Here is a 17,990-nt window from a genome sequence, read left to right on the forward strand (position 1 = left end):
TCATGACCGCCGAAAACAACCCTGCCTTGTATGAGAATGAGCATGACCTTCGATTTTGATCAGGTGTTCGACCGCCACAACACCGGCAGTACCAAGTGGAGCCGCTACCCGGCCGACGTATTGCCGATGTGGGTTGCCGACATGGATTTTGCCGCGCCACCGGTGATCATCCAGGCCCTGCAAAAACGTCTGGAACACCCGTTGCTCGGCTACAGCGTGGCGCAGGATGACTTGCGCAATGCCATCGTGACCGACCTCTGGAACAAGTACGCCTGGCGCGTCGAGCCGCAGGAGCTGGTTTTCCTGCCGGGCGTGGAATCGGGTTTCAACATGGCCCTGAATGCGCTGGTCCAGCCGCAACAGAATGTCGTGGTGCAAACGCCCAACTACCCACCGCTGCGTCATGCACCGGGGCATTGGGGGCTGAACAAGGTTGAACTGAATTTCGAGGCGATGGCTGATGGCACGTACGCCACGCCGCTTCAGGCCTTGCGCCAGTCGCTGGAAGGCGGCGGTGCGTTGCTGCTGAGCAACCCGCACAACCCGCTGGGCAAGGCGTTCCCAAGGGAAGAACTGCAAGCCGTGGCCGATATCTGTGTGGCACAGGGCGCCTGGATCATTTCCGACGAAATCCATGCCGAACTGTGCTTCGACGGCCGCCAACACATCCCCACCGCGTCGTTGAGCCCGGAAATCGCCCGGCGCACCATCACGCTGATGTCGGCGAGCAAGGCCTACAACATCGCTGGCCTGAAGACTTCGTTCATGATCATTCAGGACCGCGCCCTGCGCGAACGCGTCAACCATGCGCGCTGCGGCATGGTCGACAGCGTCAATCCGCTGGGCATGGAAGCGACACGTGTTGCTTACACCGAAGGTGCGCCGTGGCTGGCAGAGCTCAAGGACTACCTGCAAAGTAACCGCGATTATCTGGTGGAAGCCGTTCGCACGCGCTTGCCCGGCATCAGCATGAATGTGCCTCAGAGCACTTACCTGGCCTGGCTCGACTGTTCGGCGCTGGGGTTGGAGAACCCGCAGCAGTTCTTCCTTGAAAAGGCGAAGGTCGGGCTTAGCCCTGGCCTGGATTTCGGCGATGACAGCCAACAGTTCGTGCGCCTGAACTTCGGCTGCCCGCGCGCGTTGCTGGAGGAAGGCATCGCACGGATGGAGCGCAGTTTGCGCGACCGCTAACAAGCCCCCCTTGCCGGCGATGACATCCGCAAGGTCACCGCAGGGTTCAAGGGCCAATCGCCAGCAAGCCGGCTCCTACAGGGATTTGTTGCGGCACACATCCCTGCCAGCCACCTCGCACCTTGTAGGAGCTGGCTTGCTAGCGATGACATCCGCAAGGTCACCGCAGGGTTCAAGGGCCAATCGCCAGCAAGCCGGCTCCTACAGGATTTTGTCGCGGCACACATCCATGCCAGCCACCTCGTACCTTGTAGGAGCTGGCTTGCCGGCGATGACGTCCGAAAGGTCAGCGCAGGGCTCAGGGGCCAATCGCCGGCAAGCCGGCTCCTACAGGATTTTGTCGCGGCAAACATCCCTGCCAGCCACCTCGCACCTCGTAGGAGCTGGCTTGCCGGCGATAGCGTCCGCAAGGTCAGCGCAGGGCTCAGGGGCCAATCGCCGGCAAGCCGGCTCCTACGGGCGCGGGAGAATAAGCGCGTACGCTCGAAGAGCCGGACGGTTTGTTACCGTAATGTCGAGGCGATGATTTCCACCAGGTTGAGTTGCGTGAATGGTTTGGACAGGCGCGGGAGCCTGGTCGCAAAGCCTTCCAGCCGCTCGGCGTAACCGGTGGCGAGGATGATCGGCAGGTCGGGCCTGATGCTTCGGATCGCCTGCGCCAGTTGCGCACCGTTCATTTGAGGCATGGCCATGTCGGTAATGACCAGGTCGATGACCTGTTCGCTGTCGAGCACTGTCAGCGCTTGAGCCCCGGATACTGCACTGATCACCTGATGGCCCAAATCTTCGAGCAACAGGCAGGTACTGGTCAGCACCAGGCTGTCGTCATCCACCACCAGCACGCACAGACGAGGCACCGGCGGTGCGGCTTCCTCCTGGGCAGGCTTGGCGATCGAACCCTGCGTCGCGACGGGAATCCACAGTTCGGCCGTGGTGCCCTTGCCCTTCTGGCTCTTTAGAATGAATCGCCCGCCCAATTGTTCGATGAAGCCATGCACCATCGACAATCCCAGCCCCGTACCTTTGCCGACCCCTTTGGTGGTGAAGAACGGGTCCATCGCCACGGCGAGTGTGGCGTCGTCCATGCCCTCCCCGGTGTCATTGATGCTCAGGCAAACATAACGACCTGTCATTGGCCTGAGCGAGGGGTGATCGCCGGCGTCTTCAGAACGGGCGCTGATCAGGAGCTTGCCGCCATGGGGCATGGCGTCGCGGGCATTGGTCGCCAGGTTCAGGACTGCCAGTTCGAGCTGGTTTTTGTCGGCCCAAACAGGCTCGATCGTTTCCGTAAAACGGGTTTCGAGGACTACGGAAGGCCCGAGGGAACTGCGCAACAGGCCGGTGATGCCCTCCACCAACGTCGGTATCTCGACGGACTCGGTCTTCAGTTCCTGTCGCCTGGCAAAGGCCAGCATGCGCTGGGTCAGCGCCACTCCGCGCAAGGCGCCTTGAGTGGCGTTGTCCAGCAATCGGGTGATCTTCGAATCGTCCCCGATTCGCTTGCGCACGATTTCCAGATTGCCAAGGATCACCGTCAACAAATTGTTGAAGTCATGGGCAATCCCCCCGCTCAATTGCCCGATGGCTTGCATTTTCTGCGCCTGGAAAAGCGCCTCACGGGTTTGTTCGAGCGCCTGCTGAGCGCGGGTTGCTTCAGTGATATCCCGGGTGATCTTGGCGAAACCGAGCAACGTCCCGGTATCGCCCCAGATCGGATCGACCACGACATGCGCCAGGAACCGCGTGCCGTCCTTGCGCACTCGCCAGCCTTTGTTCTCGAATCGCCCCTCACGGATGGCAATGTCCAGCGTGCGCTTCGGTTCGCCGGCTGCGCGGTCTTCCGGGGTGTAAAACATCGAAAAATGCTGACCGATCACTTCTTCGGGCAAGTAACCCTTGATGCGCTGGGCACCAGGGTTCCAGTTGGTCAGCCGTCCGTCAGCGTCGAGCATGTAGATGGCGTAGTCCGTGACACTTTGCACCAGCAGCCGGAACTGCTGTTCGCTTTGCTTGAGCACTTCTTCAGCCATTTTGCGGTCGGTCAGGTCCCGGGTGATCTTGGCAAACCCCAGCAACTTGCCCGTCGAATCGAGGATCGGATCGATCACCACATGGCACCAGAAATGCGTACCGTCCTTGCGCACCCGCCAGCCTTCCCCCTCGAATCGCCCTTCCCGAATGGCGGTGTCCAGGGCTCGTTGGGGCATCCCCTTGAGACGGTCCTCCTCGGTGTAGAACCGCGAAAAATGCTGACCGAGGATTTCCGCTTCTTCATACCCTTTGAAACGTCGAGCGCCGGCATTCCAACTGGTAATGATGCCGTCGGGATCAATCATGTAGATCGCATAGTCAATCACCGCATCGATCAACAGGCGAAAGCGCCCGTCCTCGATGGTGCTGGCTTTGCCTCGATCTTCGTTCATTGAGCCCTCACGTCGTGATTGTTTTTTGAGGAGTATGCGACAAACCCGGGGTTTGGAAAGCCGAAATGCCCCGCTCGACGCAATGTGTTATCGGTTTACGTATCTGACAATGCAGGCATACAGATCGTTGTATACGAAACTCGGAACATGCTGGGCATGACCCGCAATCTTGAGCAGCGCCAGATGGCACTCTTTGATGACTTTGTTGCGGCGACTCGTCGAGTTGGCATGGTTATCGATAATGTCGAAGTAAGTGCTATGCGCAAAGTCCTTCAGCGTTGTCGTAGTGCTGACGGTACCGTCGGCCGCTTTTGTGTAGGTACTCTGAGCACGCAAGGTACGCTCATTCAGCACGCCGAACCCGCGCTCGTACACGAACATTTGCGAGCCGCTGATTGCCTTTGCCGCTGTCTCGAATGCCAGAATGATCGCGAGTGCGAAATGCATGCTGGCCTCGAGTTTCGAAACCGTAAGAAACCTTTCCATCTCCTGGTTTTCCAGGCTTTTAAGCGCGCGTTTGATGCTCGACACGTGAGCGAACTCTTGGGTGCAGCCAACGATATGAGTCTCGAACTGATAACCGGCGGCTGTTGCCGTCGGCGGAAAAGCCGCGAAATCGAGGCTGTCGAACGCGCATTCCATGACGATGTTGTATTTTCCGACGAATGCCTGCGTAAAGATCATCGCGCTGACTTCACGCACAAACTCCTCTGTATGCTCATACGCATGCAGAACGCCAAGCTTGATCATCTCGGTGTAGTGAGGGTGTTTTTTCCGGTATTCGGGCAGGTACAGGCGCACGTAATTTTTGTAGCGGCCCGAAGGCAGAAGACTTTTTTCAAGCAGATACGTTTTGCCAGATCCCTGCAGGCCGGCAACGATCAGCATTTTCGGGGTTGCCTCGGCCGTAATGCCGCTGAACAGCGTCGCTTTTATTTCATCGAATGCGGCCGTGACCTGCTCTTGGGTGTACGTATAGTTTGGTGCTGCTGACATACCTTGATTTCCTTATCAAAGACTGGCTTGAAAGTGATGATTGCCTCTATGAATAAAGCGGGCATTCGCCACTTGTTCAAATGCCTGTGTTTTTCAAGGTATGTCGATGTTTTTTAAGGTAAAAAATCCTACTCCGCCGAGAGCGAAATCGCCGGAGCAACCGACCACCAGCGCGGCAGCAGTTGCTTGACCTTGCTGTCGCCAAACCGGTCATCAATCAACATCACCACCCCCTCATCCTGTTGGGTGCGTATCACTCGCCCCGCAGCCTGCACCACTTTCTGCACGCCGGGAAACAGGTAGGTGTAGTCGTAACCGGCCCCGAAAATCGCGGCCATGCGATGTTTCAACTGTTCGTTGACCGGGTTGAGTTGCGCCAGGCCCAAGGTGGCGATGAATGCACCGATCAACCGCGCGCCGGGCAAGTCGATGCCTTCGCCAAATGCCCCGCCCAGCACTGCGAAGCCGACTCCCTGGCTGTCCGCGGTGAATTGATCGAGAAAATCCTGTCGCCGGGCTTCTCCCATGCCCCGCGATTGCGCCCACACAGTGATGTGCGGGTGTTTTTCGGCCAGCAACTGCGCCACTTGCTGCAAGTAATCGAAGCTGCTGAAAAACGCCAGGTAGTTGCCGGGGCGTTGACTGAACTGCCGGGCAATCAGCTCGACGATCGGCGCCAGGGACGACTGTCGATGGACGAACCGCGTGGATATCTGATTGACGATATGGACCTTCAACTGGTCAGCGTGAAACGGTGATTCGACATCGATCCACACCGTGTTCGCCGGCGTCCCGAGGAGATCCCCATAGTAATGACGCGGGCTCAACGTCGCGGAGAACAGCACGGTACTGCGTGCGGCCGTCAGGCGCGGGCGGATGAAACCGGCAGGCACCACGTTGCGCAGGCACAGTTGCGAGAGCGGCTTTTTGCGCTCGAGGTCCCGCTTGCTGATGTCGAACAGAAACTGTTCGTCGAAGAGTTCGGCAACGCGGCAGAACTGCAGCATGTCGAAATAAAACGTCTGCAATGCACTGTCCAGGCCCTGCGGGTGATCATTGAGGTAATCGCCAATGCTCGCACTGCACGAGGACAGCGCCTGAAGCAGTTTTTCCGGAGGCTTGTCGTAGGCCTGATACGCACCAAGTTGCAGGTTATGCAGGGCGTTCCACTCACGATTGACCCGTTGCAGGGATTTTTTCAACGGCTCTGGCGCGGTTTTACGCACGCCGTTGAGGGCCGACTGGTCGAGACCGGCGCTGTACATCTGCCGGCCGCGCTCCACCAGGTTGTGGGCTTCGTCCACCAGCACCGCGACTTTCCAGTTATTGGCCTGGGCCAGCCCGAACAGCAGCGCACTGAAATCGAAATAGTAGTTGTAGTCGGCGACCACCACGTCTGACCAGCGGGCCATTTCCTGGCTCAGGTAGTACGGGCACACCGCATGTTTCACGGCCACCTCGCGCAAGGCATTCTGGTTCAACAGTGACAGCTCGCTGGCGGCCTGGCGCGCGGCCGGCAAGCGATCATAGAAGCCTTGGGCCAATGGGCAGGATTCGCCGTGGCAGGCTTTGTCCGGATGTTCGCAGGCCTTGTCCCGGGCGATCATCTCCAGAACCCGCAGCGGCGGCGCATCCGCGCTGTCGAGGATCACCTGCGCAGCATCGAGCGCCAGTTTGCGCCCCGGCGTTTTTGCCGTAAGAAAGAACACCTTGTCCAGTTGCTGCGGCGCCAGCGCCTTGAGCATCGGAAACAGCGTCCCAAGCGTCTTGCCGATGCCGGTCGGCGCCTGCGCCATCAGGCACCGGCCGGTGCTGACCGCCTTGAACACCGACTCGGCCAAATGCCGTTGGCCCGGACGAAAGCCTGCGTGGGGAAACGCCAGTTGCTGCGCCGCGCCGTTGCGCGCCTCGCGATGGGCCATTTCCTGTTCGGCCCAATGCAGGAACAGTCGGCAATGTTGCTCGAAGAACTCCTGCAATTCTCCAGCGCTGAAGGCCTCGACCAGGCAGGTTTCCTTTTCGCTGACGATGTCGAAATACACCAGCGCCAGGTTGATCTGCGCCAGGCCCAGTTTCTGGCACATCAACCAGCCATAGACCTTGGCCTGCGCCCAATACAGTTGACGATGGTTGGCCGGTTGTTTGCTCAAGTCCCCGCGATAGGTTTTGACTTCTTCCAGGCAGTTTTGCGCCGGGTCGTAGCCGTCCGCCCTGCCCCTGACCTTCAACGTCTGGTACAGACCTTCAAGCGCGACCTCACTCTGGTAACCCTCGCTACGCCGGGACGCCACCGTACGGTGGCCGACGATACCTTCCAGTGCCGTCGGCGAAGGCGTGAAACGCAGGTCGAGGTCCCCGACCTTGGCGGTGAATTCACACAACGCCCGCACCGCGATGCTGTAGCTCAAGCGCCCTGCTCCGCCCACTGCACGTAGCAAACAGCAATCGGCATCTGGTGATCATGGCAGAACTCGAGCCAGCGCAACTGGTTGTCCTGCAGGCGATCACCGGGGCCTTTGACTTCGATCATGCGGTAGGTCTTGTGCTGCGGCCAGAACTGAATCAGGTCCGGCATGCCGGCGCGATTGGCCTTGATGTCCAGCAGCAGGCGGTTGAACCAGTGTTTGAGGTGCTCGGCGGGCAGGCAGTCCAGGGCCTGCTCAAGCAGTGGTTCGCTCAACGCGCCCCAGAACACGAAAGGCGACTGCACGCCCCACTTGGCGACATACCGCTCACGGATGGTCTGGCGGTAACGTCCGTCATCCAGCTCGGCAAGGCAGGCCTGAAACAGGTCGGCCCGGCGCGCCTGGAAGTCTTCATTGAGCAAATCCGCCGGCCCGCGCTGGAACGGGTGGAAAAACGCCCCCGGTAACGGCGCAAAGATTGCCGGCCAGCACAGCAACCCGAACAACGAGTTGATCAGGCTGTTTTCGACGTAATGCACCGGCGCCGATTCCTCCGCCAGATGCGCTTGAACGTAAAACTCCACCGACAGCGTCGGGTCGGTTCTGGGCAGTTGCAGATCGAGACGCTGCATTTCCCGTGGAGAGGATCGTTTCACTGCCGGCCCGCCGAGTTTGCGCCGCAGCCTGGGCACCACTCGCAGTAATTGCTGTTGTTCGGCGGCGCTTTCCGGCGATTGCCCGGCAGCAACGGCCAGGTCCATGGCCAACTGATACTCGCCGCAGCGCTCCAGCACACGAATCAATCGCGACCGTGCGCCAGGCCAGGCGCACTCGCGGTATATGCCCAGGGCATTGGCGAAATCCGCCACGCGCTCGCAGTGCTGACCGATCTGGAACAGCAATTTGCTGCGCCGTTTTTGCAGCCAGGGATTGCTCAGCGCCAGCCCGTTGATCTGCTCGACAACCGCCTCCACCGCTTCACCGGCCTCGAACTGCTGCTGACAGTCATGGAGAAACAGGCAAGCGTCCACGTCCTCGCGACTGCGCAAGCCGCGGGATTCGGCGCAGAACTCGACTTTTTCATAGGTAAAGATGCCGAGGTCGGCAAGCACGAATTCCGACCAGTCCTGGTAAAGATTGCCGAAAAACATCAGGCGCAGGCGATCGCACAAGCCCATGATAGTCAGGCTGAACAACCGATCATCCAGTGGCGCGCACCACTGATTGAAGGGTTGAACCTCGGGAAACCGTTCGCTCAATGCAGGCAGCCAGTCGGACTTTTTCCCTTTGGGCTGATCGATGGCGGCACCGAAACATTGAAGGATTTCGGCCTTGAGCAACGCCTCGAACACCACGTCGAGCGGCAGCGGCGACTGCTCATCGATCCAACCCTGGGCCAACAGCGGCTCAGCGGCCATGGCAATGTCGCCGATCTCGACGTAATGCAGTTTGCTCGCCCGAAAGTGAACACCCTTGCGCATGACCATCCGGACCAGGAGCGCACGGGGTTCCCGGGGCAGTCGATTGAACTCACGGATGAAGCATTGCTCCTCGACACTCAATACATCGGCATAACGATGTTCAAGCCAATCAAGCACTTGCATGAAGTTGTTCAAGTAATAGAACGGATCGTCGAGGGGATTTGTGGTCACAGGAAAACAGGGCCGTGGCGTACGAGTACTGGTTATGCGTACAGATACCAGCTACGACCCGTCCGGTGCAAACGGAAAAGGATAAGCGGCGGCGCGATCCGTTTTTTTTGGGTGGCCCATCGAACTTTCCGGGGATCCGTCGCACCAACGGCGGTAGAAGTGCAGCGGCGATTGAAGGATTTGAAGCAGTCGCGCTGATTTTTGGAGGATGAGAGGTGGTTATGAATATCAAGACACTGGGTTTGCCACTGGTAGCGGCAGCCCTTCTGGCCCTGGCCGGTTGCTCGACGCCAACGGTGGTGACACTGCAGAACGGCACTCAATATTTGACCAAGGACATGCCAAAAGCCAATACCAAAGAAGGCTTTTACGAGTTCGAAGATATTTCCGGGGCGAAAGTGAAGGTCAAGGTTAATGACGTGGCCACGGTTCGCAAGGAAGACTGAAGACCGCGTTATCGTTCATCGCCGGCAAGCCGGCTCCTACAGGTCATGCGTCGTTCATGAAAACACCGATAACCTGTAGGAGCCGGCTTGCCGGCGAAGAGGCCCTTACAGGCGCCACATCACCTTCAAGCGATGACGACATTGGCCAGGCTATCCAGCCCAACCCCGACCAACGTTACCGAATCACTGCCAAACGTCAGCACCGTGTCTTGCCCCACAACCGTGGCATGGGCGCGTACGTCATCATTCGGCGCCACCCCCTGAACCCCGAGAAACACCAGTTTGTCGTTCGCCTGATAACCCACGACCCGATCATGGCCAAACGCGCCACTGAACAGGAACGTATCGATCCCGCCACCCGCCTCCATCAGGTCATTTCCTGCCCCGCCCACCAACACGTCGTTACCTTGGCCGCCCACCAGATGGTCGTTGCCGTCCAGACCAAACAACCAATCACCGCCGGGATGCGCCTTCAACGTATCAGCCCCCGCTCCGCCCTTCAGCGTGGACGCGTACTGCGTCAGGTCATTGCCCACCGCAAGGCCGTTGGCGGTGACCTTGTGGGTCACGTCATCCTTGAACAGCCCCCAGAGGAACCCCGGCTCCTTCGTGACAATGCTGCCGATGTCGCGGGTGATGCTGATGCCGCCCTGCGCATCGCGGATGTACAGGTTCCCCGCACCGTCATTGGCGAAATCGAAGTTTTTCACTGCCTGCTGCAGATCCAGCACGTTACTGCCCTTGCCACCCAGCACGATGTTGTAGCCGCCTCCGTCGCGGAAGGTGTCGTTGCCGTCGCGGCCTTCCAGGTAATCATTACCCTTACCGCCCTGGATCAGGTCGTTGCCGTCGCTGCCAATGATGAAGGTGCTGCCCTTGTGGGTTTCGGCGTTGCGATTGAGGTCCTGAACCCAGGTGCTGCTGCGCGCCGGGTCAGAGAGGTTGGCAACAATGACGGTCGAGTCCTTGCTGGTGAGGTCGTAGAACTTTGACTCCAGCACCCGCGTCATGCCATCGCCATACCCCGTGGGCAGGTGGGAAATCCAGGTCGGAATATTGAGGATGGAATACGGCAGCACATTCCACGCCGTCGAGGCGTAATGATCGTTGAAGCTGACAATGTTGTTGGTCGCCGAGTCCTGATGCGCATCGTGCACGCCCAGCGACGACAGGTTGAAGGACGAGCCGTCGAGTGCGCGGAACACCGGGTCATTCTCATAACCGACGTTCAGCACTTTATCGGTGCTGCTTTGCGTCGGTGAGGCGTAGGCGATGTAGTTGGCATCCTTGTAGAACCCGGCCCACTTGTCGTTGCTCAGGTCCGCCAGGCTATTGACCGCCAGGCCGCCAAGGCTGTGGCCACTGACCAGCACGTCCTTGCCCGACAAGCCATTGGCCCGGGCAAACGCGGCAACATCGGCAAGCAAGTCGCCGAAGGCCTCGCCCACGTAGTTTTTCGCGTAATCCTTGGGCCCCAACGCTGCCAGTACGTCGTTGATCACGTCGGCGATCGAATCGCTGATCAGGCTTTCCCGAGGTCCACTGGTGCCGCGAAAGGCCACGCCGATTTCGCTGAGATGGCCCTGCGCATCGTACTTGCCGAGGATCTCCACTTGGGCGCTGGTGTACCCGGCCTTTTCGCCGAAGAACGTTCCGCGTGCATCAACCTTGCCGTCGTAACCCAGCTGCGCAGCGGTGATCGGCGTCCAGCCGGCTTTCTGCACCGCCGCCAGCGCGGCTTTTTCCGAATCCGGGTTCCACGGCACGCCGGGAATCACGCCCTGGGAGTCAGTACCGCCAATCAACGCGGTCACCAGCGTCGCCGGCAAACCCAGGCCGAAGCCATTGTGCTGATAACCGGTGGCAAAGCCGTTATCGAGGTTGTGATAGGAGTACAGCGTGATTGCCATGGCGTCGGTGAACAACGCCTTTGAATCTGCTGTGCCGAAGTTTTTGTAGTCGTACACACCCATGGTAAAGCCTCTCTTTTGTTGGAATTGTCAGAGATCTTTCCGGCGTTCCTTCGGGCCTTGCCCAAATGCTTCGTCAACCTTGGCCAGGTCTTGCTCGTTCAAGGTGCCGGCGTAGTAATGCAACTTGGTCCATGCCATCAAATAGTCGTAGCGGCTCTGCGCGAGATCGCGGCGTGTGGTGTAGAGCTGCTGTTCGGCGTTCAGCGCGTCGAGGTTGACCCGCTCACCGCCGAGAATGCTTTGCCGGGTCGACACCACCAGCGCTTCGGCGGACGTCAGTGCTTTCTGATAGGCCCGCAGCTTGTTCACCCCCGACAGGCACGCGCTGAACTGGCGACGCAACTCGATCAGGGTTTCCCGTGTCTTGCCGTCCAGTTCGTATTCGGCCTGTTCCATGGCGCGGCTGGCCTGACGGGTCGACGCCGAGACACCGCCACCGGCGTACAGCGGGACGTTGACCTCGATGCCGATGGTGTTGGTGTCGTAGCGCTGGTTGTAGGTGTTGCCGCTTTCCGATTCGTTCTGGCGCACCGTTGCGTAGGCGCTGACTTTGGGCAGGTGCCCGGCGCGATTGCGCTCCACCTCGTAGCGCGCCACTTCCAGCGCCTGACGTTGCGAGGCCAGGGCCGGATTGTTGGCGACCGCCATCTCATGCCAGGTGTCGTAATTGGCCGGTTGCAGGGTGAAGGTCTGGAACTGCTGATCCAGCGGCGCGAGATCGCTGATATCGACGGCCGGCACGCCGATCAGCGCGCCCAGTTCTCGCAGGGACGCGTCCTGTTCGTTGCGGGCTTCGATTTCTTCGGCGATTGCCAGCTCGTAGCGTGACTCGGCTTCGAGGATGTCGGTGCGCGTGCCCTCGCCCTGACGGAACAGTTGCTCGTTCTGCCGGAACTGTTGCTCGAAGGCTTTCTTCCTGGCCTGGGCGATGTCGATCTGGTCCTGGGCGAACAGCGCCTGGGTGTAGTTCTCCAGCACCCGCACCAGCAATTGCTGGCTCTTGCCGCGAAAGTTCTCATCGGCGAACAGCGATTGCGCCACGCCTTTGCGGTACGTCGCGTAGGCCTCGTAGTCCAGCAGCGGTTGTTGCAGGGTCAACGACGAACCGTAACTGCTGTAGTTGCGGTCATCGCTCTGGTTTTGCCCGCGCTCGTTGAGGTAAGTGACCTTGGAGGTGTTGCGGCCCTTGTTGTAGTTGTAACCCAGTTTCGGCAGCAGCCCGGCGCGGCCGATCGCGCGGTTTTCAAGGCCGGCGTCGCGCTCCTTGATCGCGCCGAGGAACACCGGATCATTGCGCAACGCTTGCTCGTAAAGGTCGAACGGTCCCATGGCCATGGTCGGGTTACAGGTCAGCAGCACAAGGCTCGCCGCAAACACAGACAGCTTATTCATACAGCGCAACATCCTTATTCCTCGGTCAACGCGGAACCTGCCCGGTCGAGCAGCGGCTTGAACAGATAGTTGAGGAGCGAACGCTCGCCAGTGCGCACGAACATTTCCGCGGGCATGCCGGGCTTGATCACCAGGCCGTTGAGTTTTTCCATGGCGTGTTCGCTGACGCTGCTGCGCAGTACGTAATACGGAGCGCCGGTTTTCTCATCGACCATCTGGTCGGCGGAAATCAGGCTGACTTCGCCGGGAACCCGTGGTGTGCGGCTCTGGTTGAACGCGGTGAACAAAATGTCCACCGGCAAGTGCGTACCGACCTTGTCGATCAGGTTGATGGGCAGATGCCCTTCCACTTCCAGGCGAGTGCCCTGCGGAACGATTTCCAGCAGGGTTTCGCCCTGGCGCACCACCGCACCTTCGGTATGCACCCCGAGGTTGACCGCGATGCCGTCGGCGGTGGCGATGATTTCGCTGTGCTGCAAGTCGAAACCGGCGGAGGTCAGTTGCTCCTCCAGCGTCACGCTTTTGAGCTGTGCGTCGGCCAGCTGAGTGCGGACTTCTTTCTGGTACTCCTCGATGTGTTGTTGCAGTTTCAGCCGCGATTCGAGGATGCCCTGCTCCACCCGGCCGCTTTCGCCGGTGTTTTCTGCCAATTGTTGTTGCACCTGCGACAGTTGGCGCTGGTACTCCATCAGCCGATTGCGCGGGATGTAGCCGTTGTCCGCCAGCGGCTGAAGATTGCTCAGTTGCTGTTGCAGGGAACTGGCCTGGGCGGTCAAGTCCGAGCGTGCGCGGCGCATCCCGGCCAGTTGCGCGCCAGCGCCTTCGATGCTGGCGCGCAAGGCAGCCTGCTCGCGGGAAAACGCTTCACGGCGGCTGCTGAACAACTGGCGCTGGCCTTCCAGTACCAGCGCCAGACGCGGGTCGGGATCGTTGCTCAGTTCGGCGGGGAAACCCACCTGCTTGAGGTTGTCCCTTTCGCTTTGCCAGCGTGCCAGGCTGGCCCAGGCCATGCGGTATTGCGCTTGCAGGGATTGCACGTCGGCGGCGACTTGCGTCTGGTCGAGTTGAAACAGCGGCTGACCCAGCTTCACCGCTTGCCCCTCGCGCACCAGAATCCGGCTGACCACCCCGCTGCTCATCGATTGCACCGCTTTGCGCTTGCCCGAGACCACCACGGTGCCTTGCACCGGAATACCTTGGTCGAGCGGCGCCAGGCTGGCCCAAGTGAAGAAACTGCCGGCGCCGACGATGGCCAGAATCCAGCCCATGCGCGCAAAAAACCGCGCATCGCGCTCGGGGCGTTCGGCGATGTAGTCGTGTTCCATGTTGGCTTCGCTGAGGTTGCTCATACACCCGAACTCCTTGTCGAAGGCTGATAGTGCCGGCTCATGCTCAGCCCACCCGGTGCCTGCGCAGGCTTTTGTTCCTGGGCGCCGGAAAGCGCCTTGAGCACGTCCTGGCTCGGGCCGAACGCTTGCAAACGACCGTCGTTGAGCACCAGCAACTTGTCGGCCTGGGCCAGCGCCGAAGAGCGGTGAGTCACCAGGATCACGCTGGTGCCCTGGGCCTTCATGTGCGCGATGGCACTGGCCAGCGCCGCTTCGCCGACGGTGTCGAGGTTGGAGTTCGGTTCGTCCAGCACCACCAGGCTCGGCTTGCCGTACAAGGCACGCGCCAGTGCCACGCGCTGTTTCTGACCGCCGGACAAGCCACTGCCGTCCTCGCCGAGCAGCGTGTCGTAACCCTGAGGCATGCGCAGGATCAGTTCATGCACACCCGCCTGTTGCGCGGCCGCGACGACGGTTTGCGGATCGGCCTCACGGAACCGGGCGATGTTTTGCGCGATGCTGCCGCTGAACAGTTCGATGTCTTGCGGCAGATAACCGATGTAGGGACCGAGCTCGTCGCGATTCCAGCGATGAATATCGGCACCGTCGAGGCGCACCGTGCCACCAAGGGTCGGCCAGACGCCGACCAGCACTCGGGCCAGGGTCGATTTGCCGGAACCGGATGCGCCCAACACGCCGAGCACTTCGCCGGCATCCAGGCTGAAATTGACCAGGTGCAACGTCGCACCACGCTGCCCCGGAGGACCGGCGCTGACCTGTTCGAAACGGATGTGGCCCTTCGGTGCCGGCAGCGCCATGACGTCGTCGCCCGGCGGGAAGGCTTGCAGCAAAGCATCGAGACGGCGGTAAGCGAGCTTGGCGCCGCTCCACTGTTTCCAGACCGCGATCAATTGATCGATGGGGCTCAGGACGCGGCCCATCAGGATCGAACCGGCAATCATCATCCCGGCGGTCATGTCGCCCTTGATCACCAGTAGCGCGCCCAGACCCAATACGAGGGATTGCAGGCACAGACGCAAGGTTTTGCTCAGGGAACTGATGACCGCGCCGGTGTCGCTGGCCTTGTTCTGCTGGCCGAGGAAACGCGAATGCACCTGGAACCAGCGATGACGCAAGGCGCCGAGCATGCCCATGGCTTGAATGGTTTCAGCGTTATGCAGGTGACTGGTGGCCATCTGGCTGGACTTCTGGGAGAAAACCGCCGCTTCTCCCAAAGGCTTTTTGGTCATGGCCTCATTGAGGCACGCCAGCCCGATCAGCACTACCGCGCCCGCCGTGGCAAACACGCCGAGCCAGACGTTGAACAGATAGATCACGAGCAGGTACACCGGGAACCAGGGGGCATCGAAGAAGGCGAACAGCGCCGGGCCGGTCACGAACTGGCGAATGTGAGTCAAATCCCCCAGCGACTGCCCGGCGTTGCCTTCGCCCCTGAACAAATTGCGCTCGAAAGCGGCCTGATAAACCCGCAGGTTGAAGCGGCGCTCCAGTTGGCTGCCGATACGAATGACGATAAAACTGCGAATAATCTCCAGCAAGCCGATAAACGCAAAGAACCCCACGACCATCAGCGACAACATGGCCAGCGTGGTTTCATTTTGCGATGACAGCACCCGGTCATAGACCTGGAGCATATAAATAGAAGGCACTAACATCAGAATGTTGATTAGCGCCGTAAAACAACCGACGCTGATCAGAATGCTCTTGTAATCACCCAGCGCCCTTATTAACGGCGTGGAAACCGGGTTATTCGCCATCTTCATGGGCTCTTCCTGAGGTGTTATCCCGCGCCTGCCTGGCGAGGTCGTTACTTACACTTTAATAACAACTTGGCGCATCTCGATTAATCAAGCGGGTGCTCAAGTATTATGATCAGCCCGGACTTTGAAGTGCCTCGATACAGCCCGTCGCGCTGACGACTGAAAAACACAATCTTCGACCCTTCCTTGCCGGTGAGCGCGATGCCGTCGGGCTCAGGGAACCAGCCGACCGGTTGCTCCTCCAGCCATTCGACGAGGCACTCTGTGCCGTCGCCCAACGTCTGGTTGGCTTTGAATTCGAGGGGGCAAACGATCGACGGGTTGTCTTGCTGCGTCACCCGCCATTTTCCCGCCAGCTCCGACGGGTCTGCCAACTTCAGGCTGCTTGCCATGGCTACATCTCCAAAAAACATCATGAGCGCGGCTAACAGCCACACGTTTGTTTTGCAGGTAAAAGCGTTACAAATCATAGGCGTTTCACTCAGGGTCGTGGCTCAAGTGACAAAGGGCGGCGCATCGGCGCCGCCCTCCTTCTGCCTTGAATCAGGCCACGATGTCCGAGTACGCCGCCTGGCCGACGGTGCTGACCAGGAAGTCCGCCACACCATGCCCGGAGAAGTCCACCGACAGCAGGCTGTTACCACCGGAGGTCGTCAGCACGGCATCGCCCGCCGCACCCGTGAATGCGCTCACGAAATGCAGGCCTGCACCGTTGGTGATGCCGGTCAGGTCGATCTTGTCGAGGCCGCTGACAAAATCGAGGATCTGGTCGACTGCACCCGGTTTGGAGTCGCTGCTGGCGGCGAACACGAAGGTGTCCGAACCGGTGCCGCCCCACAACTTGTCCGCACCGCCCGCGCCGTAAAGGATGTCGTTGCCGGCACCACCCTTCAGCTCGTTGGAGACGCCGTTACCGATCAGCAAATCATTGCCCGAACCGCCAATGGCGTTTTCGACGGTGACGCCCTTGGCGATGGACACGTTACCCACCAGGCCGCCAACGTCGGAGAACGAGGTCTCATTGAGGTTGATCTTCTGGTTTTGGGTAAACCCGGAGAAATCCAGGGTGTCCTTGCCGCCCGCGTCCCACACCGAAAACACGACCTTGTCCGCCGACGAAGACGCGCTCAGGAAATCGCGACCGGTGTTGGAGTTGAAGCCGTAAGTGGTGTCACCGGTGCGAGTGGTGGTGTTGGCGCCGTAGAGTTTCTGGATGGCCGCGATATCGTCGATCAACGGGCCCGACGCATAAGCTTCGACGCCGCCCTTGCTGAAGTTCTGGCTGGTGTTGCTTTCACTCCAGTAACTCATGACGCTGTAGCCGCGGGTGTCTTGCCCGTAGGACGCGTCGTTGTAGGTCGGTGCGCCTTCACCGGCGTTGTAGTCGCCGGGGTGTGCCAGGCCAAGGGTGTGCCCGATTTCGTGGGTCAGGGTTTGCCGGCCGTAGTTGTTCAGGTCCGGGGTCTTGTTGGGCGTGTAGCTGCTGTTGATCAGGTACCAGGAAGTCCCGTCGTAACCTGCGCCCGTGCCAGGCAAATAAGCGAATGCCGCTGCGCCGTCCTGGCCGCCGCTGTAGTTGCCGAAGGTCATGTGACCGTCGCCGCCGGTGGCCTTTTCCGTGAAGGTGACATTGGCGACGTCGGCCCAGGATTGCAGGGCGAGCACGGTCTGGCCTTTCTGCTGGGCACTGAACTGACTGAACCCGGTAATCCCGTGCTTGTTCATGGTGCTCGACGAGGCCGAGGTCAGGAACGTGTAGGTCAGTTCGATTTTGCCGCTGCCGTCCTTGTCGTGGTAGGCAGCTCCGTCGCGCAGCAATTGGGTGGCTGCCTGATCGACGGAGAACGAGGGTTTGCCATTGACCGTCAGATTGCCGCCACGGTCATACTGATGGCTGAAACTATTGATCTGGTTGAACGCAGAACTGGGAGCCGCCAAGGCTTGAAATGGCTGGAATGCCTGTTCAGCGGAATCAATAGCGCTGTCTTTTACTTTCGACATAAACACACTTCCTTGTTTTGCTATGGAACAGTTTTTTTAGATAGCAACAATCTCTGGCGAGATCGTCCTATCACTCGCCCAATGAAGGCGAAAGAAAACTGACACAATTTGAAATCAATCGTCCACTACTTTTTTGGCGTCAAGTTTGCGCACTTCAGAATATGCCCGAAAACAATAGGCGCGATTAGAAGTCAGTGCATTTAAAATAATGAGCCAGCGTTATTGTCGGACAATCTACAATTTAAATATTAAATAAAAGTAAGTTGCCGGGATCAAAATCGTCCGACTATTGGCGTTTTGATTCGCGCACTTCCATGGGTAAAAATTAGACTTTTCGAAGAATGAGACCACACTGAATACCGGGTTAACTTTCTTCGCGGACCTCATGAAATGATCCGGGTG

General features: G+C 59.5%; 12 protein-coding genes. 2 read left to right on the forward strand and 10 right to left on the reverse strand.

Annotated features, from left to right (window positions below; all coding sequences use genetic code 11):
• The first annotated feature begins 42 nt into the window (after positions 1–42).
• Positions 43–1,191 carry a MalY/PatB family protein gene (locus KGA97_RS00460; protein ID WP_223480019.1) on the forward strand — a complete coding sequence of 383 codons (1,149 nt, stop codon included), beginning with the start codon at positions 43–45 and terminating at the stop codon, positions 1,189–1,191.
• 503 nt (positions 1,192–1,694) lie between these two features.
• Here the strand turns inward: KGA97_RS00460 and KGA97_RS00465 are convergent.
• The 4 genes from KGA97_RS00465 to KGA97_RS00480 all read right to left on the reverse strand — a co-directional run bounded on the left by KGA97_RS00465 (position 1,695) and on the right by KGA97_RS00480 (position 8,667).
• Positions 1,695–3,614, reverse strand: a complete 1,920-nt coding sequence (locus KGA97_RS00465; protein ID WP_223480020.1) for a PAS domain-containing sensor histidine kinase — start codon at positions 3,612–3,614, stop codon at positions 1,695–1,697.
• Between the two features lie 87 nt (positions 3,615–3,701).
• Positions 3,702–4,610 carry a zeta toxin family protein gene (locus KGA97_RS00470; RefSeq protein WP_223480021.1) on the reverse strand — a complete coding sequence of 303 codons (909 nt, stop codon included), beginning with the start codon at positions 4,608–4,610 and terminating at the stop codon, positions 3,702–3,704.
• 128 nt (positions 4,611–4,738) lie between these two features.
• A complete protein-coding gene (locus tag KGA97_RS00475) occupies positions 4,739–7,018 on the reverse strand; it encodes an ATP-dependent DNA helicase (RefSeq protein ID WP_223480022.1) in 2,280 nt (759 codons plus the stop codon).
• Positions 7,015–8,667 (reverse strand): VRR-NUC domain-containing protein, encoded by a 1,653-nt coding sequence (locus KGA97_RS00480; protein ID WP_411738375.1) that lies wholly within the window; start codon positions 8,665–8,667, stop codon positions 7,015–7,017. Before KGA97_RS00480 ends, KGA97_RS00475 begins: the two co-directional genes overlap by 4 nt.
• A 221-nt stretch (positions 8,668–8,888) precedes the next feature.
• Here KGA97_RS00480 and KGA97_RS00485 point away from each other — a divergent pair, with 221 nt between their 5' ends.
• On the forward strand, positions 8,889–9,113 hold the full coding sequence (locus KGA97_RS00485; protein WP_008026328.1) for a YgdI/YgdR family lipoprotein: 225 nt from the start codon (positions 8,889–8,891) through the stop codon (positions 9,111–9,113).
• A 125-nt stretch (positions 9,114–9,238) separates the two neighbouring features.
• Here KGA97_RS00485 and KGA97_RS00490 read toward each other — a convergent pair whose 3' ends face one another.
• From KGA97_RS00490 to KGA97_RS00515, 6 genes are all read right to left on the reverse strand, one after another.
• The gene (locus KGA97_RS00490; RefSeq protein WP_223480023.1) at positions 9,239–11,086 is read right to left on the reverse strand and encodes a polyurethanase; all 1,848 of its coding nucleotides are present in this window, start codon (positions 11,084–11,086) and stop codon (positions 9,239–9,241) included.
• Positions 11,087–11,113: 27 nt separating this feature from the next.
• Positions 11,114–12,490, reverse strand: coding sequence for a TolC family outer membrane protein (locus KGA97_RS00495; RefSeq protein ID WP_192227160.1), 1,377 nt, complete (start codon positions 12,488–12,490; stop codon positions 11,114–11,116).
• 2 nt (positions 12,491–12,492) lie between these two features.
• A complete protein-coding gene (locus tag KGA97_RS00500) occupies positions 12,493–13,827 on the reverse strand; it encodes an HlyD family type I secretion periplasmic adaptor subunit (RefSeq protein ID WP_223480024.1) in 1,335 nt (444 codons plus the stop codon).
• Positions 13,824–15,590 carry a type I secretion system permease/ATPase gene (locus tag KGA97_RS00505; protein WP_223480025.1) on the reverse strand — a complete coding sequence of 589 codons (1,767 nt, stop codon included), beginning with the start codon at positions 15,588–15,590 and terminating at the stop codon, positions 13,824–13,826. Before KGA97_RS00505 ends, KGA97_RS00500 begins: the two co-directional genes overlap by 4 nt.
• 80 nt (positions 15,591–15,670) lie before the next feature.
• Complete coding sequence (locus KGA97_RS00510) at positions 15,671–16,057, reverse strand: AprI/Inh family metalloprotease inhibitor (RefSeq protein ID WP_207284344.1); 387 nt, start codon at positions 16,055–16,057, stop codon at positions 15,671–15,673.
• Positions 16,058–16,130: 73 nt separating this feature from the next.
• Complete coding sequence (locus tag KGA97_RS00515) at positions 16,131–17,588, reverse strand: serralysin family metalloprotease (protein WP_223480026.1); 1,458 nt, start codon at positions 17,586–17,588, stop codon at positions 16,131–16,133.
• Positions 17,589–17,990 lie beyond the last annotated feature (402 nt).

The organism is Pseudomonas sp. BF-B-15, assembly GCF_019946675.1.
Taxonomy (GTDB): domain Bacteria; phylum Pseudomonadota; class Gammaproteobacteria; order Pseudomonadales; family Pseudomonadaceae; genus Aquipseudomonas; species Aquipseudomonas migulae.